The sequence below is a fragment of the Micromonospora sp. NPDC049175 genome, assembly GCF_043197345.1.
Taxonomy (GTDB): domain Bacteria; phylum Actinomycetota; class Actinomycetes; order Mycobacteriales; family Micromonosporaceae; genus Micromonospora.
On record NZ_JBICSY010000002.1, the window covers coordinates 1,463,943 to 1,483,933 of the forward strand.

Genomic DNA, 19,991 nt, shown 5'->3' on the forward strand with positions numbered 1-19,991 from the left:
ATCCCCGGCCGGCGCGGATCCAAACCCGCCGACCGTGGGGAATTCCGCCATTCGCGAGTCCCGGCAACCCGTTCAGTCCCTGCGTGACGCGCCGACGAACGGGGTATGAGCGTGGTCATGGAACATTTCACGATCGCGACAGTCGCCGAGAAGAGTCCGGATTTCCGGCGGGTGCTGTGGACCGGCGAGCACAGCCAGTTGGTCATCATGACCATCCCCGAGGGCGGGGAGATCGGCGAAGAGGTGCACGAGGACGTCGACCAGATCCTGACCTTCGTCAGTGGCGTCGGCGAGGCCCGGGTTGCCGGCTCGAAGCGGAAGGTCGTCTCCGGTGACCTGGTGGTCGTGCCGGCCGGGACCAAGCACAACTTCGTCAACACCGGCCCCAACCCGCTGGTGCTGTACACGGTCTACGGGCCGGCGGAGCACGCCGACAAGGCAGTCCACCGGACCAAGGAGGAGGCCGACGCGGCCGAGGCGAAGGGCAAGGACGAGCCCCCCACCGAGTAGGGCGGTCTGATCCGGGCCGATGCGGGTACCCGCGGCGGGTGGAGCAGCAGCCGGCGATCTCCGACTACGGATTCCTCTCGGACTCCCGCTCGGGTGCCCTGGTCGGCAAGGACGGCTCGATCGACTGGTGGTGCCCGCACCGGTTCGACGGAGCCTCCGTGTTCGGGCGGCTGCTCGACCCGACCGCCGGGCACTTCCGGCTCGCTCCGGTTGGTGCCGGTGGGCCGGGGTATCGGGTGCAACGCGCGTACCGGCCGGGCACCCTCGTGCTGCGCACGGTGCACCACACACCGCACGGCAGCGTGGCGGTCACCGACGCGCTCGCCGCCGAGATCGGCGCCCGCGCCCACGAGCTGGGGATGAACTCGCCCGCCGTGCTGCTCCGGGTGGTCGAGGGGCTGTCCGGCCGCGTCCGGATGGAACTGGACTTCGCACCCCGACCGGAGTACGGCCTGCTCACGCCGTACTTGCACGAGCAGCCGGATGGCGGGGTGCTGGCCGGCGCCGGCCCGGTGGTGCTGGTGCTGCGCGCGCCCGGCCTGCGCCTGCGCGCGGGCCTCGACCGGGTAACGCACGAGTTCGAGGTGTCCGCCGGTCAGGTGGTCGGGGTGGACGTGGCGTACGGCGCCGCCTACGGCGACCCACCGGCCCGGCTGGACCCGGTGGCCGCGCTCGCCGAGACGACACAGGCCTGGGACGCGTACCGGGACGTGCACGAGTACTCCGGCCGGTACCCCGACCTTGTCCGGCACAGCGCGACGGTCCTGACCGGCCTCACGTACGCCCGCAGCGGCGCGGTCGCCGCGGCGCTGACCACGTCGCTGCCGGAGCGGATCGGCGGCGACCGTAACTACGACTACCGCTACTCCTGGCTGCGGGACTTCTCGTTGACCATCCGCGCGCTCTGGGTGGCCGCCTGTCCCGACGAGGCGTCCCGGCTGTTCGCCTGGGCGTCGCGCTCGATCGGCCGGATCGGCGACCAACCGGTGCCGGTGCTCTTCGGGCTGGAAGGCGAGCGTGACCTCTCCGAGCACCACTGCCACCACCTGCGCGGATACCGCGACAGCAGGCCCGTCCGGATCGGCAACGACGCCTGGCAACAGCGGCAGCTCGACGTGCCGGGCGAGGTGATGTCGGCCGTATGGCGGCTGCGCGACTACCTCGGCACGCCGTTCGAGGGCGAGTTGCGGGAGATGGTGCTCGGGTTGACCGAGCAGGTGGCGGCGACCTGGCACCTGCCGGACCGGGGCATGTGGGAGACCCGGGACGAGGAGCGGCACTACCTGTCGTCAAAGGTGATCTGCTGGCTGACGCTGGACCGGGCGGTGGGCCTCGCCGACCGGCTCGGCGAGAGGGCCGACCCACGCCGCTGGGCCACGGTGCGCGACGAGATCCGCGAGACCGTGCTGCGCGAGGGGTGGAACGACCGGATCGGGGCGTTCACCGGCGCCTTCGGTTCGGCGGAGCTGGACGCCTCGGCGCTGACCCTGCCGGTGGCGCACTTCCTGCCCGCGACCGATCCGCGGATGCGCTCGACGATAGCGATGGTGGAGCGGGAACTGGGCACCGACGACGGGCTGGTCCGACGGTGGTCAACCGACCCCGGCGGGTTTCTGCTCTGTTCGTTCTGGTTGGTGGAGTGCCTGGTCATGGCGGGCGAGATGCCGCGGGCCGAGGCGCTGTTCGAGCGGGTGGTGGGGTACGCCAACGACGTGGGGTTGTTCAGCGAGCAGATCGACCTGAACAGCGGGGAGCAGATCGGCAACACCCCGCAGGCGCTCTCCCACGTCGGGCTGATCAACGCGGCCTGGCGGCTGACCGCGCCGGACAGCTACTGAGCCGGCCGCCGGGTCATCCCAGCACGGGTACGCCGGACACGTCGACAGTGTCCGGATACTTCAGCCCCGCCCCGGTGTTGAGCACCACCACCCGCTCGCCGGCCCGGATCCACCCGCCGGCGCGCAGTTGCCGCGCCGCCGTCAGGCAGGCCGCCCCCTCCGGGCAGAGCAGCAACCCCTCCCGACCGGCGAAGTCCCGAAGGTCGGCCAGGAGGTCCGCGTCGTCCACGGCGACGGCCGTGCCGGAGGACTCCCGCAGCGCCGCCAGGATCAGCTCGTCGCCGAGCGGCGCCGGCACGGTGATGCCGAACGCCACCGTGTGCGCGTCCGCCCAGGGTCGCGCCCGGTCCTCACCGGCGGCGAACGCCCGCACGATCGGTGCGCAGCCGGTCGACTGCACCGCCACCAGCCGGGGCAGCTTGTCGCCGACCCAGCCCAGCTCGCGCAGCTCGTGCAGTGCCTTGTGGATGCCGATCAGCCCCACACCGCCGCCGGTCGGGTAGATGATCACGTCGGGCGTCTGCCAACCGAGCTGCTCGACGATCTCGTACCCCATCGTCTTCTTGCCCTCCAGCCGGTAGGGCTCGCGCAGCGTGCCGGCGTCGAAGATCGCCCCGTTCGACTCCGCGATCAGCTCGGCGACCCGCCGGCCGGCGTCGCTGATCAACCCGTCGATCAGGCGCAGGTCGGCGCCCGCGGCGACGCACTCGCGCCGGCAGATGCTCGGCGCCTCCAGCGGCATGACGATGGTCGCGCCCATGCCGGCCCGCGCGGCGTACGTCGCCCAGGCCGATCCGGCGTTGCCGTTCGTGGGCATCGCGATCCGCTCGACTCCCAGCTCACGGGCCCGGCTCACGCCGACCGCCGCGCCGCGCGCCTTGAACGAGCCGGTCGGGATCAACCCCTCGTCCTTGACCATCAGGTCCGCGATGCCGATCTCGGCACCGTACGCCGGGGCGCGCAGCAGCGGCGTCCAGCCCTCGCCGAGCGTCGTGACGTGCCGTGGGTCGCCGACCGGCAGCAACTCCCGGTAGCGCCACAGGTCGGCCGGGCGCAGTCCGAACCGTTCCGGGGTGACCGCCTTCGCCACCGCCGGCAGGTCGTAACGGGCCAGCAGTGGGGAGCCGCACGCGCAGAGGTTGCGTAGCTCGTCGGCGGAGTGCTCCTTGCCGCAGCGCGGGCAGTCCAGGTGGGTCAGGTACACATCGCTCCTCGCCGTTTCAGACCGCGTCGATGCTCAACCAGCGCCGGCTGCGCCGCCCCGGCTCGTACACCGAGTCGAGCCGCTTGGCGACCACACCCGGCAGGCCCTGCTCCCGCCCGGTGCGCAGGGCCTCGTCGCCCGCGCCCGGGAACCATGGCGGAGTCTGCCAGTGCACACCGGCCAAGGCCAGCCCATCGAGCAGCTCCCGGCGTTGCGCGTACGGCACGTCGACGCTGCTCACACCCTCCAGCCAGAGCAGGTCGACGATCAGGTACTGGGCGCCGGCGGGCACCCGAGTGCCGCTGGCGGGGCGGACCGGGCGGACCCGGCCGGCGCGGTCGATGCGCACCAGCACACCGTCGAGCACCGCCTCGGTGGGTGCGAGCGCCTCGGCCATCGCCCGCAACCACGGGTACCCGCCGGTGATCTCCTCGTCGGTCTCGGAGAGCAACCGCAGCCGCCCGCCGGAGACGTACGCCATCGCGCGGACACCGTCCCAGCGCAGCTCGTACCCCCAGGCGGCACGGTCGCGGGGGAGCCCGGCGGCGGCCGTGGCGTGCATCGGGCGGACCAGGTCGGGCATCGGCGTCCAACCCGGCGGCGCGGGGTCGGTCCGTCGGACCATCCAGTCCCGTCCTCCGGTGGCGAAGAGGACGTACCGGCCGGCGGTCCGGTCACCGGAGAGGGTCACGATCACCTCGTCGTCGCGCCACTTCTCACACCGGTAGGTGCCCCGGTCGTGGATCAGCATCCGGCCTCCGCCGTACTCACCCGCGGGGATCTCGCCGGCGAAGTCGAGGTATTCCATCGGGTGGTCCTCGGTGTGTACGGCGAGGTGGTTGCGACCCGGATCGCGGGGCAGGCCGCGCGGCACCGCCCAGGACGCCAGCACCCCCTGGTGCTCCAGGCGCAGGTCCCAGTGCAGGCTTCGGGCGTGGTGCTGCTGGATGACGAAGCGCGCGGTGTCGCCGTCCGGGCCGGCCGTCGCGGGGCTCCGCTCGGGCACCGGCTCGGGCGTACGGGCCGCGTCCCGTCGTCGCCGGTACTCCTCCAGCCGGTCGGTCACACAGGCATTCTGCGGCACACCGGAACGGTGCGCTGGATGCCGGAGTGTCCGGTTCGCTCGGCGGCGGAGGGCTCGGCGGGGTAGAACGGACCTCATGGACCTCACCGACCAGCCCACCGTCCTGCTCCCGGGGGACGTCCGGATGCCCCTGCTCGGCTTCGGCACCTGGCAGGCCACCGGCCAGGCCGGTTACGAGGCGGTGCTGGCCGCGCTCGACACCGGCTACCGACACGTCGACACCGCCACGGTGTACGGCAACGAGCGCGAGGTCGGCCGGGCCGTGCAGGAGAGCGGGCTGCGCCGGGAGGACCTCTTCATCACCACGAAGCTCCCGCCGAACCGGGTGGGCCAGGAGCGCGCGACCCTGGAGGCCAGCCTGGAGGCGCTCGGCGTCGACCAGGTGGACCTGTGGTTGATCCACTGGCCGCCGTCGTCGCCGTCGGACAGCATCCCGCTCTGGCGTGAGCTGCTGGCGGCCCGGGACGAGAACCTGGTCCGGGCGGTGGGTGTCAGCAACTACAGCACCGGGCAGATCGACGAGCTGATCCAGTCGACCGAGGAGAACCCGGCGGTCAACCAGATCGAGTGGAGCCCGGCGCTGTACGACCGGCAGCGGCACGCCGAGCACCGGGACCGGGGCGTGGTGCTGGAGGGTTACAGCCCGTTCAAGACCAGCGACCTCAGCGACCCGGTGTTGACCAGGATCGCTGCCGCGCACGGGGTTTCCCCGGCGCAGGTGGTGCTGCGGTGGCACATCGACCACGAGATCGTGGCGATCCCGAAGTCGGTGACCCCGGAGCGGATCACCGCCAACTTCGACGTCTTCCACTTCGCGCTGACGGCGGAGGAGATGCGCGACATCGACGCGCTCGGCGACGTCTGAGGCGGCGAATTCCTTCATTCAGCGACCCGGGGATGAAGGGTGTCGACATCGACGTACGTGACGGTATAGCGTGCCCGTCATCACGTTCGTCGATGCGTCAGTACCCGCCGTTGCTGGAGGATCGCCATGGCCCGAACCCCGTCCGTCCGTCTGCGCCGCCGTGGGGTGCTCGGCATCCCCGCCCTGGTGGTCGCCGCCCTGACAGTCGTCACCCGGCCCGCCGCGGCGAGCGCCGCGCCGAAGGCCGAGTGCCTCGCCGACCTGCTCCAGGACTCCTGATGGCCACGATTCCCTGGCTGGTCGACGTGCTGCGCGCCGCCGGAGTCCAGGTCGTCGTCGAGGGGGACTGGCTCAACCGGATGCGACCGGGCTCCTTCGACCCGATCGGGGTGCTCTGGCACCACACCGCCTCGACGTCCAGCGCCAGCAATCCGCACCCGGCGCTCGGCATCTGCATCAACGGCCGGTCCGACCTGCCGGGGCCGCTGTGCCAGGCGCTCGTCGACTACAACGGCGTCTTCCACGTCATCTCCGCCGGCCGGTGCAACCATGCCGGGGTCAGCGGCGGCAGTGGGCCGATCCCGGCCGGGGACGGCAACACCCTCATGATCGGGTGGGAGATCGACTACAACGGCGTCAGCCAGGAGATGACCGCCGCGCAGTACAACGCGTCGCTCGCCGCCACCGCCGCCGTGCTCACCCGCCTCGGCCGGGACAGCAGCTACGCCCGGGGGCACCGGGAGACAAGCACCACCGGCAAGATCGACCCGTCGTTCATCGACCTGAACGTGATGCGCGCCGACGTGGCGGCGAGGATGGCCGGCGGCACGGTGTGGTCCTCCACCGTGGACAACACGACAAGCGGCCGGTTCACCGCCAGCGCCAACTGGGGCGTGTCGTCGTACTCGAGTCAGCGCTACGGCGCCGACTACCGCTACGCGGACCCGGTCGCCGCGAGCGACGTCGCGTGGTACCGGTTCAACGTCCCGGCCACCGCCAGTTACCGGGTCGAGGCCTGGTGGCCGGCGAACTCCGGCTACAACAGCGCCGCCCCTTACCTCGTCGCCACCAGCACCGGCAACCAGACGGTACGGGTCGACCAGCGGGCCACCGGCGGGCAGTGGCGCGTCCTCGGCACGTTCGCGCTCCCGGCGGGCGACGCGAACCGGGTGGGCGTGAGCCGGTGGAGCAACGCCGCCGGCCTGGTCATCGCCGACGCCGTACGCCTCACCCGGGTCTGACCTGCGCTCCGCTTGATCGAATTGTTTCCCCTGGAGTCGGGGTATCCCCGGAGCGAATGCCCCGGCTCCACGTGGTCCGGTGAAGTCGGGGCGTAGCGATTCCGACGGTCTGCTCAGATGGTGCGAACTGCGACTGAGGTAATGGTTGAAACGTTGCATGCACATGTTCGAATGACTGCGGGGCGGCGGCCTCACCGGGCTCGTCGTGCTGCCTGACGCCGGGCGGGCAGTTGCACCTGCGCCGCGGGGCGTTGTGTGGGTTGCGGGCTTGTTGGCGTGGACACGGGGGAGGTCCTGGCGCGATGGCTGAGTTTCCGGCGCATCTGTTTCGGATGGATGGTGATCCGTCAGCGATTCGGTCGTCGGCGTCGAAGTGGTCTGGTTTTGGTTCGGCGGCGTCGCAGGCGGCGGGGCAGATCACGGGTTTGGACACAAGTCAGTTCGTGGGTCCGGAGGGGGATCTGTTCCGGGAAGGGCTGAACGCTCAGATGCCCGGTCATCTGCGGGTGACTGGTGATGCGTTCGGCAGGGTGTCGTCCGGGCTGGTGACGTTTGCGGGGTCGTTGTCGTCGTTGCAGGATCGGATGCGTCCGTTGGCGCAGCGTGCGCCGGGTTTGTGGGCGGCGTTGCAGGCGGCGCGGGGGCGGGCTGATCGGGCGAAGCAGGCCGATGAGCGTCACGAGCAGGAGGTCGCCGACCGACCACCGGAGCAGGCCACGGAGCCGGACACGTACCGGTCGGATGCGGGGGCGGCGGGTTCGGCGTTGTCGCAGGCGCAGCGCGACTGGGACGAGTGTGTGGGCCAGGCGGGTGCCTTGCGGGGTGAGTTGGCCACGGCGGTGCGTGACTGCGTGCGGGCCGTGAATGATGCGAAGGGTTTGCGGTTCAAGGAGAACCCGAAGTGGTGGGATCTGAAGGGTCAGTTCACCAACTTCGTGCGGGATAATCAGGAGTTGTTGGCGCAGCTGTCGAGTGCGTTGAAGATCGTCTCTCTGGTCGCGGGTCTGTTGTCGTTCATTCCGATTCTTGCGCCGATCATGGCGCCGATCGCGATCGGCACGGCTCTGCTCGCTTCCGCGATCGACCTGTCGATCTACGCCGCGACCGGTAAGGGCAGTCTGAAGACGATTCTGATCGACGTCGGGCTGAATCTGTTACCTGGGGTGGGCAAGCTGGCTCGGCTCGGGGCGGGTGCGTTGAAGGGCACCCGTGTGGCGTCGGCGTTTTCGTCGGTGGCGGCTCGGGGTCGCAACATGGGTTCGGTGGCGCGGTGGGGTTTGGCGAATCCGAGGGCCAATGGCATCGAGGCGGTCAAGCGGTTGGCGCGGTTGGATCCGATCGATATCGCCTGTGGTGACATGGTGCTGACCCAGGCCGACGTCGAGTTGCCCGGTGCGTTGCCGCTGCTGCTGTCCCGCACGCACCTGTCGTCGTACCGGATGGGGAGTTGGTTCGGCCGGTCGTGGGCCTCGACGCTGGATCAGCGGATCGAGGTCGACGACACCGGCGTGTATGTCGCGACCGCCGATGGGATGACCCTGATTTACCCGGTCGGTGCGGACGGTCGTCCGGACCGGCTGCCGACGGAGGGGCCGCGCTGGCCGTTGGCGCAGGACCCGGAGGGTGGCACCTACCAGGTCACCAATCCCGCGTCGGGGTGGACGTGGCACTTCGGGCCGGTGCCCGGGAGCCTGGCGGCTCAGCTTCCGCTTGTCGCGCTGACGGACCGTAATGGTCACCGGGTTGAGGTGCGCTACGACGACGGCGGGGCGCCGGTCGAGGTGGTGCATTCCGGTGGCTACCGGGTTCGGGTGCGCACGCAGGAGAACCGGATCGTCGGGTTCGACCTCGGCGGGGACGGCACCGACCCCGATGTCGAGGTGGTTCGGTTCGGCTACGACGAGGCCGGTGACCTGACCGAGGTCGTCAACTCCTCCGGGGTGCCGCTGCGTTTCGACTACGACATCGAGGGGCGGGTCACCCGGTGGGCCGATCGTAACGGCACCGAGTACCGCTACACCTATGACGAGGGGGGCCGCTGCGTCGCCACGTCCGGCACCGGTGGTTACCTGACGGGTCTGCTGCGTTATGACACCGAGGCCCGGGTCACCACGGTGGTCGACTCGCTCGGCCACGCGACCGTCTACGCGCTCAACGACCTGCGGCAGGCCGAACGGGTCACGGATCCGTTGGGCAACGTCACCACGACGGTCTGGGACCGGTTCGATCGGAAGCTGTCCGAGACCGATGCGCTCGGTCGGACGACTCGTTGGTCCTACGATGACGACGGCAACCTGGTCGAGGTCACCCGCCCGGACGACACCCGGGCGACGGTGTCGTACAACGACGCGGGTCAGCCGGTCGTGGTCACCGACGTCGACGGGGCGATCTGGCGGCGCGCGTACGACGAGCGCGGCAACCTGACCATGATCACCGACCCGGCCGGCGCGACCACCCGCTACGCCTACGACGAAGCGGGCCACCTCAGCGAGGTGACCGACGCCCTGGGCAACACCCTGCTGGTGGCCACCGACCCGACCGGGTTGGTCAGCCAGCTCACCGATCCCACCGGCGCGGTGACGACCTACTGGCGCGACTCGGCCGGACGGGTTGCCGAGGTGCGCGACCCGCTCGGCGGCACCACCCGCCTCGGCTGGACCGTCGAGGGGCGACTCGCGTGGCGGCGCACCCCGGACGGGGCGAGCGAGGAATGGACCCACGACCCGGAAGGCAACCTGCTCACCCACACCGACCAGACCGGGGCAACCACCGAGTTCGAGATCGGCCACTTCGACCTGCCCGCGGCACGCACCGGCCCGGACGGCGCCCGACTCGCCTTCGCCTACGACACCGAGCTGCGGCTCACCACGGTCACCAACCCGCAAGGACTCGTCTGGTCCTACGACTACGACCCAGGTGGGCGGCTGGTCGCCGAGACCGACTTCGACGGACGGACGCAGACCTATAACCATGATGCCGCCGGTCAGGTCGTGGCCCGCACCAACGGTGCCGGGCAGAGCAGCGAGCTGGTCCGCGACCTGTTGGGCAACATTGTGGAGAAGCGCACCGCCGGGAGCACCACTGCCTTCGGGTACGACCCGGTCGGCCGGCTCCTGCACGCCACCTCACCTGAGGTTGATCTCCGCTTCGAGCGGGATCCGTTGGGTCGGGTGCTGGCCGAGATCTGCGACGGTCAGACTGTGACGTCGTCCTACGACCCGCTTGGTCGACGGACGCACCGGCGTACCCCGTCAGGGGTGGAGAGTGTCTGGGAGTACGACGGCCAACGGCCGGTCGCCCTGCACACCGGCGGCGCGACGGTCAGCTTCACCCACGACCTGGCCGGGCGGGAGACTCAGCGGGCGGTTGGTGGTCTCGCGCTGACATCGAGTTGGGATGCCAACGGCCGGCTGCTCTCGCAGATCGTCACCGCGACTCCCGCCGCTGGCAGCGTGCCGGACTTGGTCGCGCACCGGGCGCACCGGTATCGCGCCGACGGCTACCTGACCGACATCGCCGACCAGTTCACCGGCGAGCGCCGGCTGGAGCTGGACCGGGCCGGCCGGGTCACCGCCGTGCAGGCCGCCGGGTGGACCGAGCGGTACGCCTACGACGAGGCCGGCAACGTGGCCAGCGGCACTTGGCCCGGCGCCACGCTCGGCGGCGGCACTTGGCCCGGCACCACGGTCGGCGGCGGTGCCCGGGGCGAGCGGGAGTACACCGGCACCCTGATCCGTCGGGCCGGGGACGTGCGCTACGAGCACGACGCCGCTGGCCGGATCACCTTGCGTCAGGTCAGGCAGCGCTCGACCAAGCCACTAACCTGGCGCTATATCTGGGACAGTGAAGACCGGCTGATCGCGGTCACCACGCCGGACGGCACCCGCTGGCGCTACCGGTACGACGCGCTCGGTCGCCGGGTCACCAAGCAGCGCCTCGACGCCGCGGGCGGGGTGGCCGAGCAGATCGATTTCTCCTGGGACGGCCCACGCCTGATCGAGCAGACCCACCGGGGCGAGGTCGGGGAACGCATCAGCACCTGGGAGTACGCCCCGGGCACGTTCACCCCGATCAGCCAGACCGACGCAGCGGCCAACCAAGGCGAGGTGGACCGTCGTTTTTACGCGATCGTGACCGACCTGGTCGGCACGCCCACCGAGTTGGTCAGCCCGGACGGCGAGGTCACCTGGCAGCGGCGGAGCACCATCTGGGGGATTCCGACCCACGTCAGCGCCACGGGGGCCGATTGCCCCCTGCGCTTTCCCGGCCAGATCCACGACCCAGAAACCGGCGCCTCGTACAACTACCACCGCTACTACGACCCCGACACCGCCCGGTACGGTTCTCCGGATCCACTCGGGCTGGTCCCTGGACCCAACCCGTACAACTATGTCCTCAATCCGGCCTTCGAAATTGACCCGCTTGGACTGATCCCCTATCCAAACATCACGGCGGGGAAGAACTTCAAGGATCATTACCTTCGGCATCGGTCATTGCTGGCGAAGGCGCTCGACAAGACCTACCCGAAATGGAAGGGGGATTTTGGAAAAGAATTCCTCGATGACCTGCACGGCATGGTCACGTCCGATCGACTCAACTTGGAAGGGCTCGGACGCATTCCGCGAGGCGCAGAGGACGCTCACATATTCAGGGGTGAAGGGCTTACGCTGGTGACGAAGACGGATGGTGAGTTCTGGACCCTGCTTGAGTCGGGCACGGGTATGGATCTTGGCATCACAATGCTGCCCTGACCGATCAGAGGAGAACGACGCAGTGACCGCGGTGGAGCAACTTCTCGATTCAATAGCAGGGTGGGAGCTCGAGGACGTCCTTGTTCCCGGTTATCTGGATCGGGACGACGGACCTCCTCGATTCGCACCACTCGCCGACCAGTTGTATCTGGTGTTGGACGGGAAATACCTCCTGATCGAGTCCGTTGGCAACCGTGGACAACTCAGTATGCGAATCTCGGGACGAATCGAGGTTCCGGCGGCCCTGCTCGGAGAAGATGAGGAATTCGCGGTCAGTTCGGTGGGCTCGCTTTTTTTGGACACCTCCGACGGCAATAGCCGCCTGGCGGGCGTGCGATATTCGCTCAACTTCGAATCTGACGCCACTCAGGGAACGGTTCGGTGTATCGAGTTCTGCTTCGGCGGCTTCAACGTCCTGTTCGCCGACCCTATGTGGCACCTGGGTATCCGGCTCGGGGGTGCCGGTGCGTATGACGACTGGTCCGCACACGATCGCGATCCCATGAATTCGGTACGAGGATTTCGGTGGACCCCGGCGAAATAGTGACCCGACTCGTCGAGCTGGGCAACACCGGTCGGTTCACCGCCAGCGCCAACTGGGGCGTGTCGTCGTACTCGAGTCAGCGCTACGGCGCCGACTACCGCTACGCGGACCCGGTCGCCGCGAGCGACGTCGCGTGGTACCGGTTCAACGTCCCGGCCACCGCCAGTTACCGGGTCGAGGCCTGGTGGCCGGCGAACTCCGGCTACAACAGCGCCGCCCCTTACATCGTCGCCACCAGCACCGGCAACCAGACGGTGCGGGTCGACCAGCGGGCCACCGGCGGGCAGTGGCGCGTCCTCGGCACGTTCGCGCTCCCGGCGGGCGACGCGAACCGGGTGGGCGTGAGCCGGTGGAGCAACGCCGCCGGCCTGGTCATCGCCGACGCCGTACGCCTCACCCGCGTCTGACCTCGGCCGCCCGCGCTTGACCTCCGCGGTCCGGGTCCGACCGCGGCCGTCCGGGCTTGATCGACTCGACTTTCCGGAAGTCGGGGTGTCCCGGGCGCGATGATGCCCCGACTTCACGTCACCCGAGTGAATCATGACGGTGGCTGATGCCCAGTACGGGGATTTGTCCGATGAGAAGCCGAGGTGGGGCGCTGTCCCTTCTGATGCGGCCGGTGACCGCGTCGGTCGACCCCGCCGGGTAGCGTTCTCCGCTGGCCTAGGAAATGGCGACGGGGCGTCCAGTATTCGGGATTAGCGTCGGTCGGCCTGTCATCGATACGGGCGTTTTCGCAGGTGGGAGGCGTGTCGACTCGTCAATTCGTAGACCTGTGAGTAGCCGAGTGACCCGAGGTCCGATCGGTGGGGGCTGCTTTCGCCGCCGACGCCACTGGGGACCGCACGAGGCCATGCGACCCGAATGGAGTTACGGACGTGGTCCACTGTGGTGGTTAAAATTCCACCGGCCGGGCAAATGTTTTCGGCCTTCGATTGTCGGGCAAATGCTGGTTGACCGGGGTTGGCCGAGGGCTGCCGGCCAACCCGCTCTGAGCAGGGAAGACTCCACTGTGTTACCGCCGTCGGCGAAAACGGTGGATTGTCGCCTTCGTCCTCACCGTTTGTGACGCTACTTGTGCGTAGAGCGGGCTTCTCCCTACAGTCCCGATCGATATCAGGGACACACGGGGGAGGGGTTCGTGGCAGGTCGAAAGACTGCCACCGTTCGTTCATGCCTTGCGGCAGGTGTTGCCGTGCTGACGGCGGTCGCATTGGCTGGCATATCGGGCGAACCGGCGGAGTACCTCGCCGCCGGGCCCGATGGCGTAACGGGTGGCGTACAAAACAAGTCCGACGAGGCGGTTTCCGCACGGACGGCGCGTAAGACCGGCAAGCCGGTGCAGGTCAAGAGCCTCACCTCCGAGACCACCGAGGTGTTCGCCCTGCCCGACGGGCAGTTCCGGGCGGAGCTGTCCCTCGGGCCGACCCGGGTCCGCCGTGGTGACGACTGGGTTCCGGTCGATCTCACTCTCCGTCGCGACGCCGACGGCACCGTCCGTCCCGCGGCACACCCCTTCGACCTCACGATCTCCGGCCCGCGACCGGAAGGCACCCACGAGCTGGCAGTGGTCGGCAAGGGTGACGATCGGGTGGCGGTCAACTGGGTCGGCGCGTTGCCCGAGCCGCAACTGCGCGAGGACCGTGCCACCTATGTGGACGCGCTTCCCGGCGTCGACCTCGTCGTCCGGGCGAGCCGGATCGGCCAGGAGACGCTGTTCGTGGTGAAGACCCGCGACGCCCTGAGTCGGGTCGCGACGCTCTCGCTGCCGGTGACCGGCCCGAACGTGGCGGACATCCACCGCGGCGTGGGCGGCGACCTCGCCATCAAGGACGCGACGGGCCGCACCATCGCGACGACCCCGGCGCTGAAGATGTGGGACGCGTGGGTCGACGCGCAGGGTGAGCCCGTCAGCAAGACGCCTGTCACCTCCGCCGTTGCCAAGGTCGCCGGAGCCGCCACGAGGGGTGGCCTCGCGCTGACCCTCACGCCGGACCAGAAGTGGCTCGCGGCACCGGAGCGGAAGTATCCGATCACGATCGACCCGCAGATCAACCCCCTGTCCACCACCTTCGACACCTTCGTGCAGGCCAACGAGAGCACGGACCGGGGCGGCGAGGCGGACCTGCGGCTCGGCAAGCTCGGCACGACCGGCCCGATCACCAGGTCGTTCGCGCGCTGGGACACGACCGCACTGGTCGGCAAGCAGATCAACACGGCGACCATCTCGCTGTGGAACTGGTGGGGGGTGCAGTGCGCCGCACGCTCCTGGCAGCTGTGGACGACCGGCTCGATCTCCGACGGCATCGTGTGGAGCAACCAGCCGGCCTGGAGCCAGTTGGAGAGCACCTCCACGGCGTCGGCCGGCTACGACGAGTCGTGCGACGACAACTGGGTCGGCGTCACCGCCACCAGCTTCTTCCAGCGGGCGGCCAACGCCGGCGACACCCGCGCGGACATGGGCCTGCGCGCGACCGACGAGACCGACTCCACGGCCTTCAAGCAGTTCCGGTCCCGCAACTACTCCGGCACCACGAGCGTGCCGAAGGCCAGCGTCACGTACAACTCGTACCCGGCGGTGACCGCGAGGTCGACAGTGCCGGCCACCAGTTGCGTGACCGGCTCCGGTCGCCCCACCGTCAACACGGTGACCCCGCAGCTCAAGGCCACCGTCTCCGACGCGGAGGGGACCGCCATGACGGTCTCCTTCGAGTGGTGGGCGATGAACGCCGACACGCCGATCGGTTCGGCCGTCTATGCCAACGTCGCCAACGGGGCCACCGCCGCGGCCACGGTCCCGGCCGGCGCCTTCGCCGACGGCGGCATCTACCGCTGGCGGGTCAAGGCGTCCGACGGCGTGACGGGCAGCGACTCCTGGTCGTCGTTCTGCGAGATGCAGGTCTACACCACGGTTGCACCCGTGGCCGGCTGCGCCAACGGCACGGAGAGTGACTTCAACGGCGACGGCGTCGCCGATGTCGCGATCGCCGACCCCGAGGCCACGGCGAACAGCCAGATCCGCGCCGGGCAGGTGCACGTCAGCTACGGCGGCGGCTCGACCGTGCAGACCCTGCAGGAGGGCGTCGACAAGGTGCCCGGAGCGCCCGAGCCGGGTGACCGCTTCGGCACCTCGATCTCCTCGTACGACGCCAACAACGACGGCTGCACCGACCTCGCGGTGGGCGTCCCGTTCCAGGATGTCTCCGGCCTGCAGGACGCCGGCGTCGTGCTCGTCCTGCTCGGCTCGCCGGCAGGGCTGGCCAAGGGGCCGGCCTCGCTGACCTACCACCAGGACGTCGCGAACGTGCCGGACGCGGCCGAGGCCCACGACTGGTTCGGCTACGCGGTGGCCGGCAGCCAGACCGCCAGTGGCCAGCCGTACCTGGTCATCGGCGCGCCCGGTGAAGGCCTCGCGGCCCCGGTCACCGGCATCGTCCACTACATCCGGGGCAACGTGAACGTGGCGCTCAGCCAGGGCGCCGGCCTCCCCGGCGTGGCCGAGATCGACGACCGCACCGGCTACGCGGTGGCCGCGTCCAAGTACCACTGGGCCGTCAGTTCGCCGGGTGAGGCGATCGAGACCGAGGTGTTCGCCGGCACGGTGAACGTCCTCAGCCACGTGCTGACCGGAAGCCTGCCCACACCCGCCGCCGAGCTCAACCAGGGTTGGGTGGGTCGGAACGCCGCCGAGGCGAACGACAACTTCGGTAAGTCGATCGCCATCGCGCCCTATCGGCCGGTCGGTTCACCGCAGGGCACCCAGGATTCGCTCGTGGCTGTCGGCGTGCCGGGTGAGGACGACGAGGTGGCTCGGCCGGCCCGAACGTATGCGGACGTCGGCCAGGCAGAGGTCTACCACGTCACCGCCGCCAACACCTCTGAGCGGGTCGAGTTGATCACGTCCGAACCACTGACACCAACCCAGCTGAGCCCCGGCGACTACCTGGGCGAGAAGGTCGTGGTGGTCAACACGAACCCGGCGGTCGAGAGCACCAGTTCGACGATGTTCCTCGCGATAGGCATTCCGGGCAAGGACGGTTACGCCCCCACCGAGGACGGGTCCGGCAACACCACACGTGACTCCGGTCAGGTATGGGTTCTGCCCGCGGTGGACAGCTGGCCCCACGAGCCGGTGCGAATCTCGCGAAACGGGGTGAGCCCGCCGAGCTACCCGCGGCCGGCCGAGATCATCGGCACCTCGCTCGGGGCCACCTCGAAGCGGCTCCTGGTGGCGACCCCGTACGGCACCGACGCCGTCTACGGCTTCAGTTGGTCGAGCCTGGCCAGCGGGTCGGCGGCGTCCACCGAGACCTGGCAGCCCGGCGTGAACGGGTTCCCGGCCAACGTGAGCACGTTCGGGGCGGCGGTCAACTGATGAAGAACATGAATGTGCGCAGTTCAACGGGGGAGGACCTGACGGTGAGCCGTCGTACGAGAAAGCGGGGTCGGCTCTTCACGCTCGGCCTCACGGCCGGTCTCGCCGGCCTGCTGGCCGGGACCGCCTTCGTGGCCGCTCCCGAGCCGGCCCCACCGACCGCGCCGGTGGCCGCCCTCGAGACCGACCCGGTGCGCGACACCGAAGCCGAGGCACTTGTCGCGGCGGCGGACCTCAACCAGCCCGTCGAGGTGCTCGCGCAGCGCGGCGAGTATCGGGACGTCTTCGCCCAGCCGGACGGGACGCTCATCGCCAACGAGTACAACCAGGCGGTGCGGGTCATCCGGGGTGACACCTGGGTGCCGGCCAGCGCGGCGCTCGTGGCTCAGCCGGACGGGACGATCACCCCGTCCGCGGCGTTGGTCGACATGCGTCTGTCCGGCGGTGGCACCACGCCCCTCATGGTGGTCCAGCGCGACTTCCGGGTCATGACCCTCACCTGGCCCAACTCCCTGCCCACCCCGACCATCTCGGGAGACCAGGCCACCTACCCGGAGGTCTTCCCCGACGTCGACCTGGTGGCCAACGTTACGGTCGAAGGCTTCTCCCACGTCCTGGTGCTGAAGACCCCCGAGGCGGCGAACCTGCCCGAGCTGCGGGACCTCCGGCTGGGGGTGACCGGCGAAGGGCTCGACATCGAGGAGACCGCCGAAGGTGGCGTGGTCGCTCTCGATCCCGCCACCGGCAACCCCGTGATGGAGGCCGACGCCCCGACGATGTGGGACAGCGGCAACCAGGAGGGCGGCGGTGCGGCCCAACGCGGTGCCGCCGCGACCACCGAGCCCGCGGACCCGGACGACGCTTCGGCCCGGGGTCCCGGGGAGGACTCGCGGGTGGCGAAGGTCGGTCTCGACTACACCCAGGGCACGCTGCGCCTTGCCCCGGACGCCGCGATGCTCGCCAACCCGGACACCACCTACCCGGTGTACGTGGACCCGGTGTGGCAGAGCAGCACCAACAGCGCCTGGGCCATGGTCGACAGCGGATATCCGTCCGAGGAGTACTGGAAGTTCGACGCCAAGCGACACGAGCGGATCGGTCTCTGCCCGAGCTCCTGCAACAGCTCCAAGGTCAAGCGCATCTTCTACCAGTTGGCCACGCCGTACGCCGGCAAGACCATCCTGGAGGCCAAGTTCCGGGTGACCCTGCAGCACGTGTACAACACCACCGCCCACGCGGCGGCGCTCTACCTCATGCCCTCCGGGATCAAGTCCAGCACGAACTGGAGCAACCAGCCCGGCGGGTCGGGGTGGTCGGGTGCCACGCACCTGGCCAACAACTCGCCGACAAAGGTGCAGTCGTCGTGCACCGCGACGAACCAGAACACCGAGTGGGAGGCCAAGACCGCGGTCCAAACGGCGGTGAGCAAGGGCTGGAGCAGTGTCACGCTCGGCCTCCGGTCGGTCAGCGAGAGCGACTCCACGCACACGAAGCGGTTCTGCGACAACGGCGTGCTCTCCGTGCGCTACAACCGGGCGCCGGTGATCGCGAACGAGTCCGAGCTGACGATGTCGCCCGGCGGTGGCTGCGTGTACGGCTCGGCCGCGCCCTACTCGGACGTTCCGCCGCGGCTCAACGCCGTCCTGCGGGACCCGGACCACTCGTCCGCGCACACCGAGCAGGTCAAGGCCGAGTTCAAGGTCACCTGGACGCCGGCCGGTGGGAGCCTGCAGACCCGCAGCTACACCACACCGTTGAAGGCCAGCGGCTCGGTGTTCAGCTACTACGTGCCGTCCGACATCGCGCAGAACGTGCCGATCTCCTGGGAGGTCCGGGCGAGTGACGGTGTGAGTTGGGGGCCCTGGAGTTCCGACGGCGCGCGTAACGTCTGCCAGTTCTGGTACGACATCACCAGCCCGAGCGCTCCGGACGTGGACTCGCCGGAGTATCTGCCCGATGACGCGATCGACACGACGGCCGACTGTCTCGACGACGACCAGTGGCGCGGCTCCATCGGGGTCCAGGGCAGCTTCACCTTCGACTCGGCTGCCACCGACGTCGTGGAGTACCAGTACAACTTCAACGACAGCGCCACCGTGTCGGTCAAGCCGGCGACGAGCGGCGGCCCGGTGACGATCAAGTGGACGCCCGACAAGGAAGGGCCACGGCAGCTCTTCGTGAAGGCGATCGACGTGGCGAAACGATCCAGCACGATCGCCACCTGCACCTTCCGGGTGGGCAAGCGTCCACCGATCGCGCAGTGGCCACTGTCGGACATCGCCACCGCCAAGGTGGCGAGCGACCAACTCGGCTCCAACGATGCCAAGATCGGTAGTGGCGTCACGTTCGGCGCAGCGGGGTCGCTCGGCCCGTGGGACACCGCCGCCACCTTCGACGGCACGTCCAACGCGTACCTCGTCACCGAGAACTCGGTGGTGGGCACCACCCGCAGCTTCTCGCTCACCGGCTGGTTCCGGGTGGACGACCCCAACCGGCGCCAGGTGGCGGTCAGTCAGGACGCCACCGGCGAGCCGGGCTTCAGCCTGGGCGTCGACCAGGGCAGCTGGTTCTTCCGGATGCCGACGAACGATGTCATCAACCTGGGTGAGTGGAGGGTGAACGCGGGCCCGGCGACCACCGCCTGGACCTTCGTCACGGCTGTCTTCGACGGCACGAACAGCAAGATCTCCCTCCAGGTCGGTACGGGTGCCCCCGTGGTCAAGGACCGACGTTCGCTTGTCGAGTCCCGTGGGGCCCTCCAGTTCGGCCGCCAGACCTACAAGGGCGGGGGCTACTCCGACTTCTGGAAGGGCGCGATGGCGGACGTCTCCGTCTTCGACCGACCGGTCGTCAGCGAGGACACGGTCGGCCTGGAGAAGCACAAGCTCGACCGTAAGGGCTACTGGCAGCTGAGCACCGAGACCTCGGGATCGAGCCCGAACTACGACGCCGGCGGTGAGGCGCTCCGACTCGGAAAGCCGAGCACTCTCGTTCGGACCACCAATCCGTTCAACTCCATGCTGGGTGCGGGATACCTGCAGTTCACCGGCAAGGCCGGTGAGTACGCCGAGACGGCCACCCCGATCGTCGACCCGGCGGGAAGTTTCACCATCTCCGCTCGGGTGCGGTTCACCAGCAGCTCGCAGGGCCACGCGATGACGGCACTCTCCATCAAGGACGCCAGCAACAACAGCATCGTGACCCTTCGGGGCAACGTCGCGGGGCGTTGGGAGATGGCCGCTGCTGGTGTCGACCAGCCCGCCCAGTTCGACAATGCCACGTCCATAAACGGCAAGGGCGACCACGTCGCGCTCGTCTACAACGGGTACAGCCGTGAGCTGCTGTTCTATCTCAATGGCCGGCCCCTGGGCCTCCAGTTGGACAAGCCGTTGCCCACCCTCGGCAACGTCCAGATCGGCCGGTCCGTCGTGAACGGCGCCGAGAAGGACAACCTGTCCGGGGCGATCGACGACATCCGGATCTACAACGGCATCGCCGACAAGGTCAAGGTCGATCGGCTCAGCATTCCCGCCGAGCAGCCCAACCTCTGACACCACAAGCGTTGGGGCCGTCCTTGCG

General features: G+C 69.4%; 11 protein-coding genes and 1 pseudogene. 10 read left to right on the forward strand and 2 right to left on the reverse strand.

The window, feature by feature from the left end; genetic code table 11:
• Positions 1 to 117 precede the first annotated feature (117 nt).
• Both ACGFH8_RS13790 and ACGFH8_RS13795 read left to right on the forward strand, forming a co-directional pair.
• A complete protein-coding gene (locus ACGFH8_RS13790) occupies positions 118 to 510 on the forward strand; it encodes a cupin domain-containing protein (protein WP_393366914.1) in 393 nt (130 codons plus the stop codon).
• Between the two features lie 38 nt (positions 511 to 548).
• Complete coding sequence (locus tag ACGFH8_RS13795) at positions 549 to 2,348, forward strand: glycoside hydrolase family 15 protein (protein WP_393366915.1); 1,800 nt, start codon at positions 549 to 551, stop codon at positions 2,346 to 2,348.
• A 13-nt stretch (positions 2,349 to 2,361) separates the two neighbouring features.
• On the opposite strand, the gene ACGFH8_RS13800 is transcribed toward ACGFH8_RS13795, so the two are convergent.
• Together ACGFH8_RS13800 and ACGFH8_RS13805 are read right to left on the reverse strand one after the other, a co-directional pair.
• Positions 2,362 to 3,552 carry a threonine synthase gene (locus tag ACGFH8_RS13800; RefSeq protein ID WP_393366917.1) on the reverse strand — a complete coding sequence of 397 codons (1,191 nt, stop codon included), beginning with the start codon at positions 3,550 to 3,552 and terminating at the stop codon, positions 2,362 to 2,364.
• A 16-nt stretch (positions 3,553 to 3,568) separates the two neighbouring features.
• The gene (locus ACGFH8_RS13805; RefSeq protein ID WP_393366919.1) at positions 3,569 to 4,618 is read right to left on the reverse strand and encodes a DNA polymerase ligase N-terminal domain-containing protein; all 1,050 of its coding nucleotides are present in this window, start codon (positions 4,616 to 4,618) and stop codon (positions 3,569 to 3,571) included.
• A gap of 94 nt (positions 4,619 to 4,712) precedes the next feature.
• On the opposite strand from ACGFH8_RS13805, the gene ACGFH8_RS13810 reads away from it, so the two are divergent.
• The 8 genes and pseudogenes from ACGFH8_RS13810 (at position 4,713) to ACGFH8_RS13845 (ending at position 19,963) form a co-directional block, all read left to right on the forward strand.
• Positions 4,713 to 5,501 (forward strand): aldo/keto reductase, encoded by a 789-nt coding sequence (locus tag ACGFH8_RS13810; protein ID WP_393366920.1) that lies wholly within the window; start codon positions 4,713 to 4,715, stop codon positions 5,499 to 5,501.
• A 126-nt stretch (positions 5,502 to 5,627) separates the two neighbouring features.
• Positions 5,628 to 5,780 carry a hypothetical protein gene (locus tag ACGFH8_RS13815; RefSeq protein ID WP_393366922.1) on the forward strand — a complete coding sequence of 51 codons (153 nt, stop codon included), beginning with the start codon at positions 5,628 to 5,630 and terminating at the stop codon, positions 5,778 to 5,780.
• Entirely contained in the window at positions 5,780 to 6,742 is a 963-nt protein-coding gene (locus ACGFH8_RS13820; protein ID WP_393366924.1) for an N-acetylmuramoyl-L-alanine amidase, read from the forward strand. Before ACGFH8_RS13815 ends, ACGFH8_RS13820 begins: the two co-directional genes overlap by 1 nt.
• A 332-nt stretch (positions 6,743 to 7,074) precedes the next feature.
• Positions 7,075 to 11,493 carry a DUF6531 domain-containing protein gene (locus ACGFH8_RS13825; RefSeq protein ID WP_393367108.1) on the forward strand — a complete coding sequence of 1,473 codons (4,419 nt, stop codon included), beginning with the start codon at positions 7,075 to 7,077 and terminating at the stop codon, positions 11,491 to 11,493.
• Positions 11,494 to 11,515: 22 nt separating this feature from the next.
• Positions 11,516 to 12,037, forward strand: a complete 522-nt coding sequence (locus ACGFH8_RS13830) for a hypothetical protein (protein ID WP_393366926.1) — start codon at positions 11,516 to 11,518, stop codon at positions 12,035 to 12,037.
• A gap of 26 nt (positions 12,038 to 12,063) precedes the next feature.
• Positions 12,064 to 12,444, forward strand: a pseudogene (locus ACGFH8_RS13835) (N-acetylmuramoyl-L-alanine amidase); the annotation flags it as partial.
• Positions 12,445 to 13,178: 734 nt separating this feature from the next.
• The gene (locus ACGFH8_RS13840; RefSeq protein WP_393366927.1) at positions 13,179 to 16,412 is read left to right on the forward strand and encodes a hypothetical protein; all 3,234 of its coding nucleotides are present in this window, start codon (positions 13,179 to 13,181) and stop codon (positions 16,410 to 16,412) included.
• Entirely contained in the window at positions 16,412 to 19,963 is a 3,552-nt protein-coding gene (locus ACGFH8_RS13845; protein ID WP_393366929.1) for a LamG-like jellyroll fold domain-containing protein, read from the forward strand. The genes ACGFH8_RS13840 and ACGFH8_RS13845 overlap by 1 nt, the downstream gene beginning before the upstream one ends.
• Positions 19,964 to 19,991: the final 28 nt, after the last annotated feature.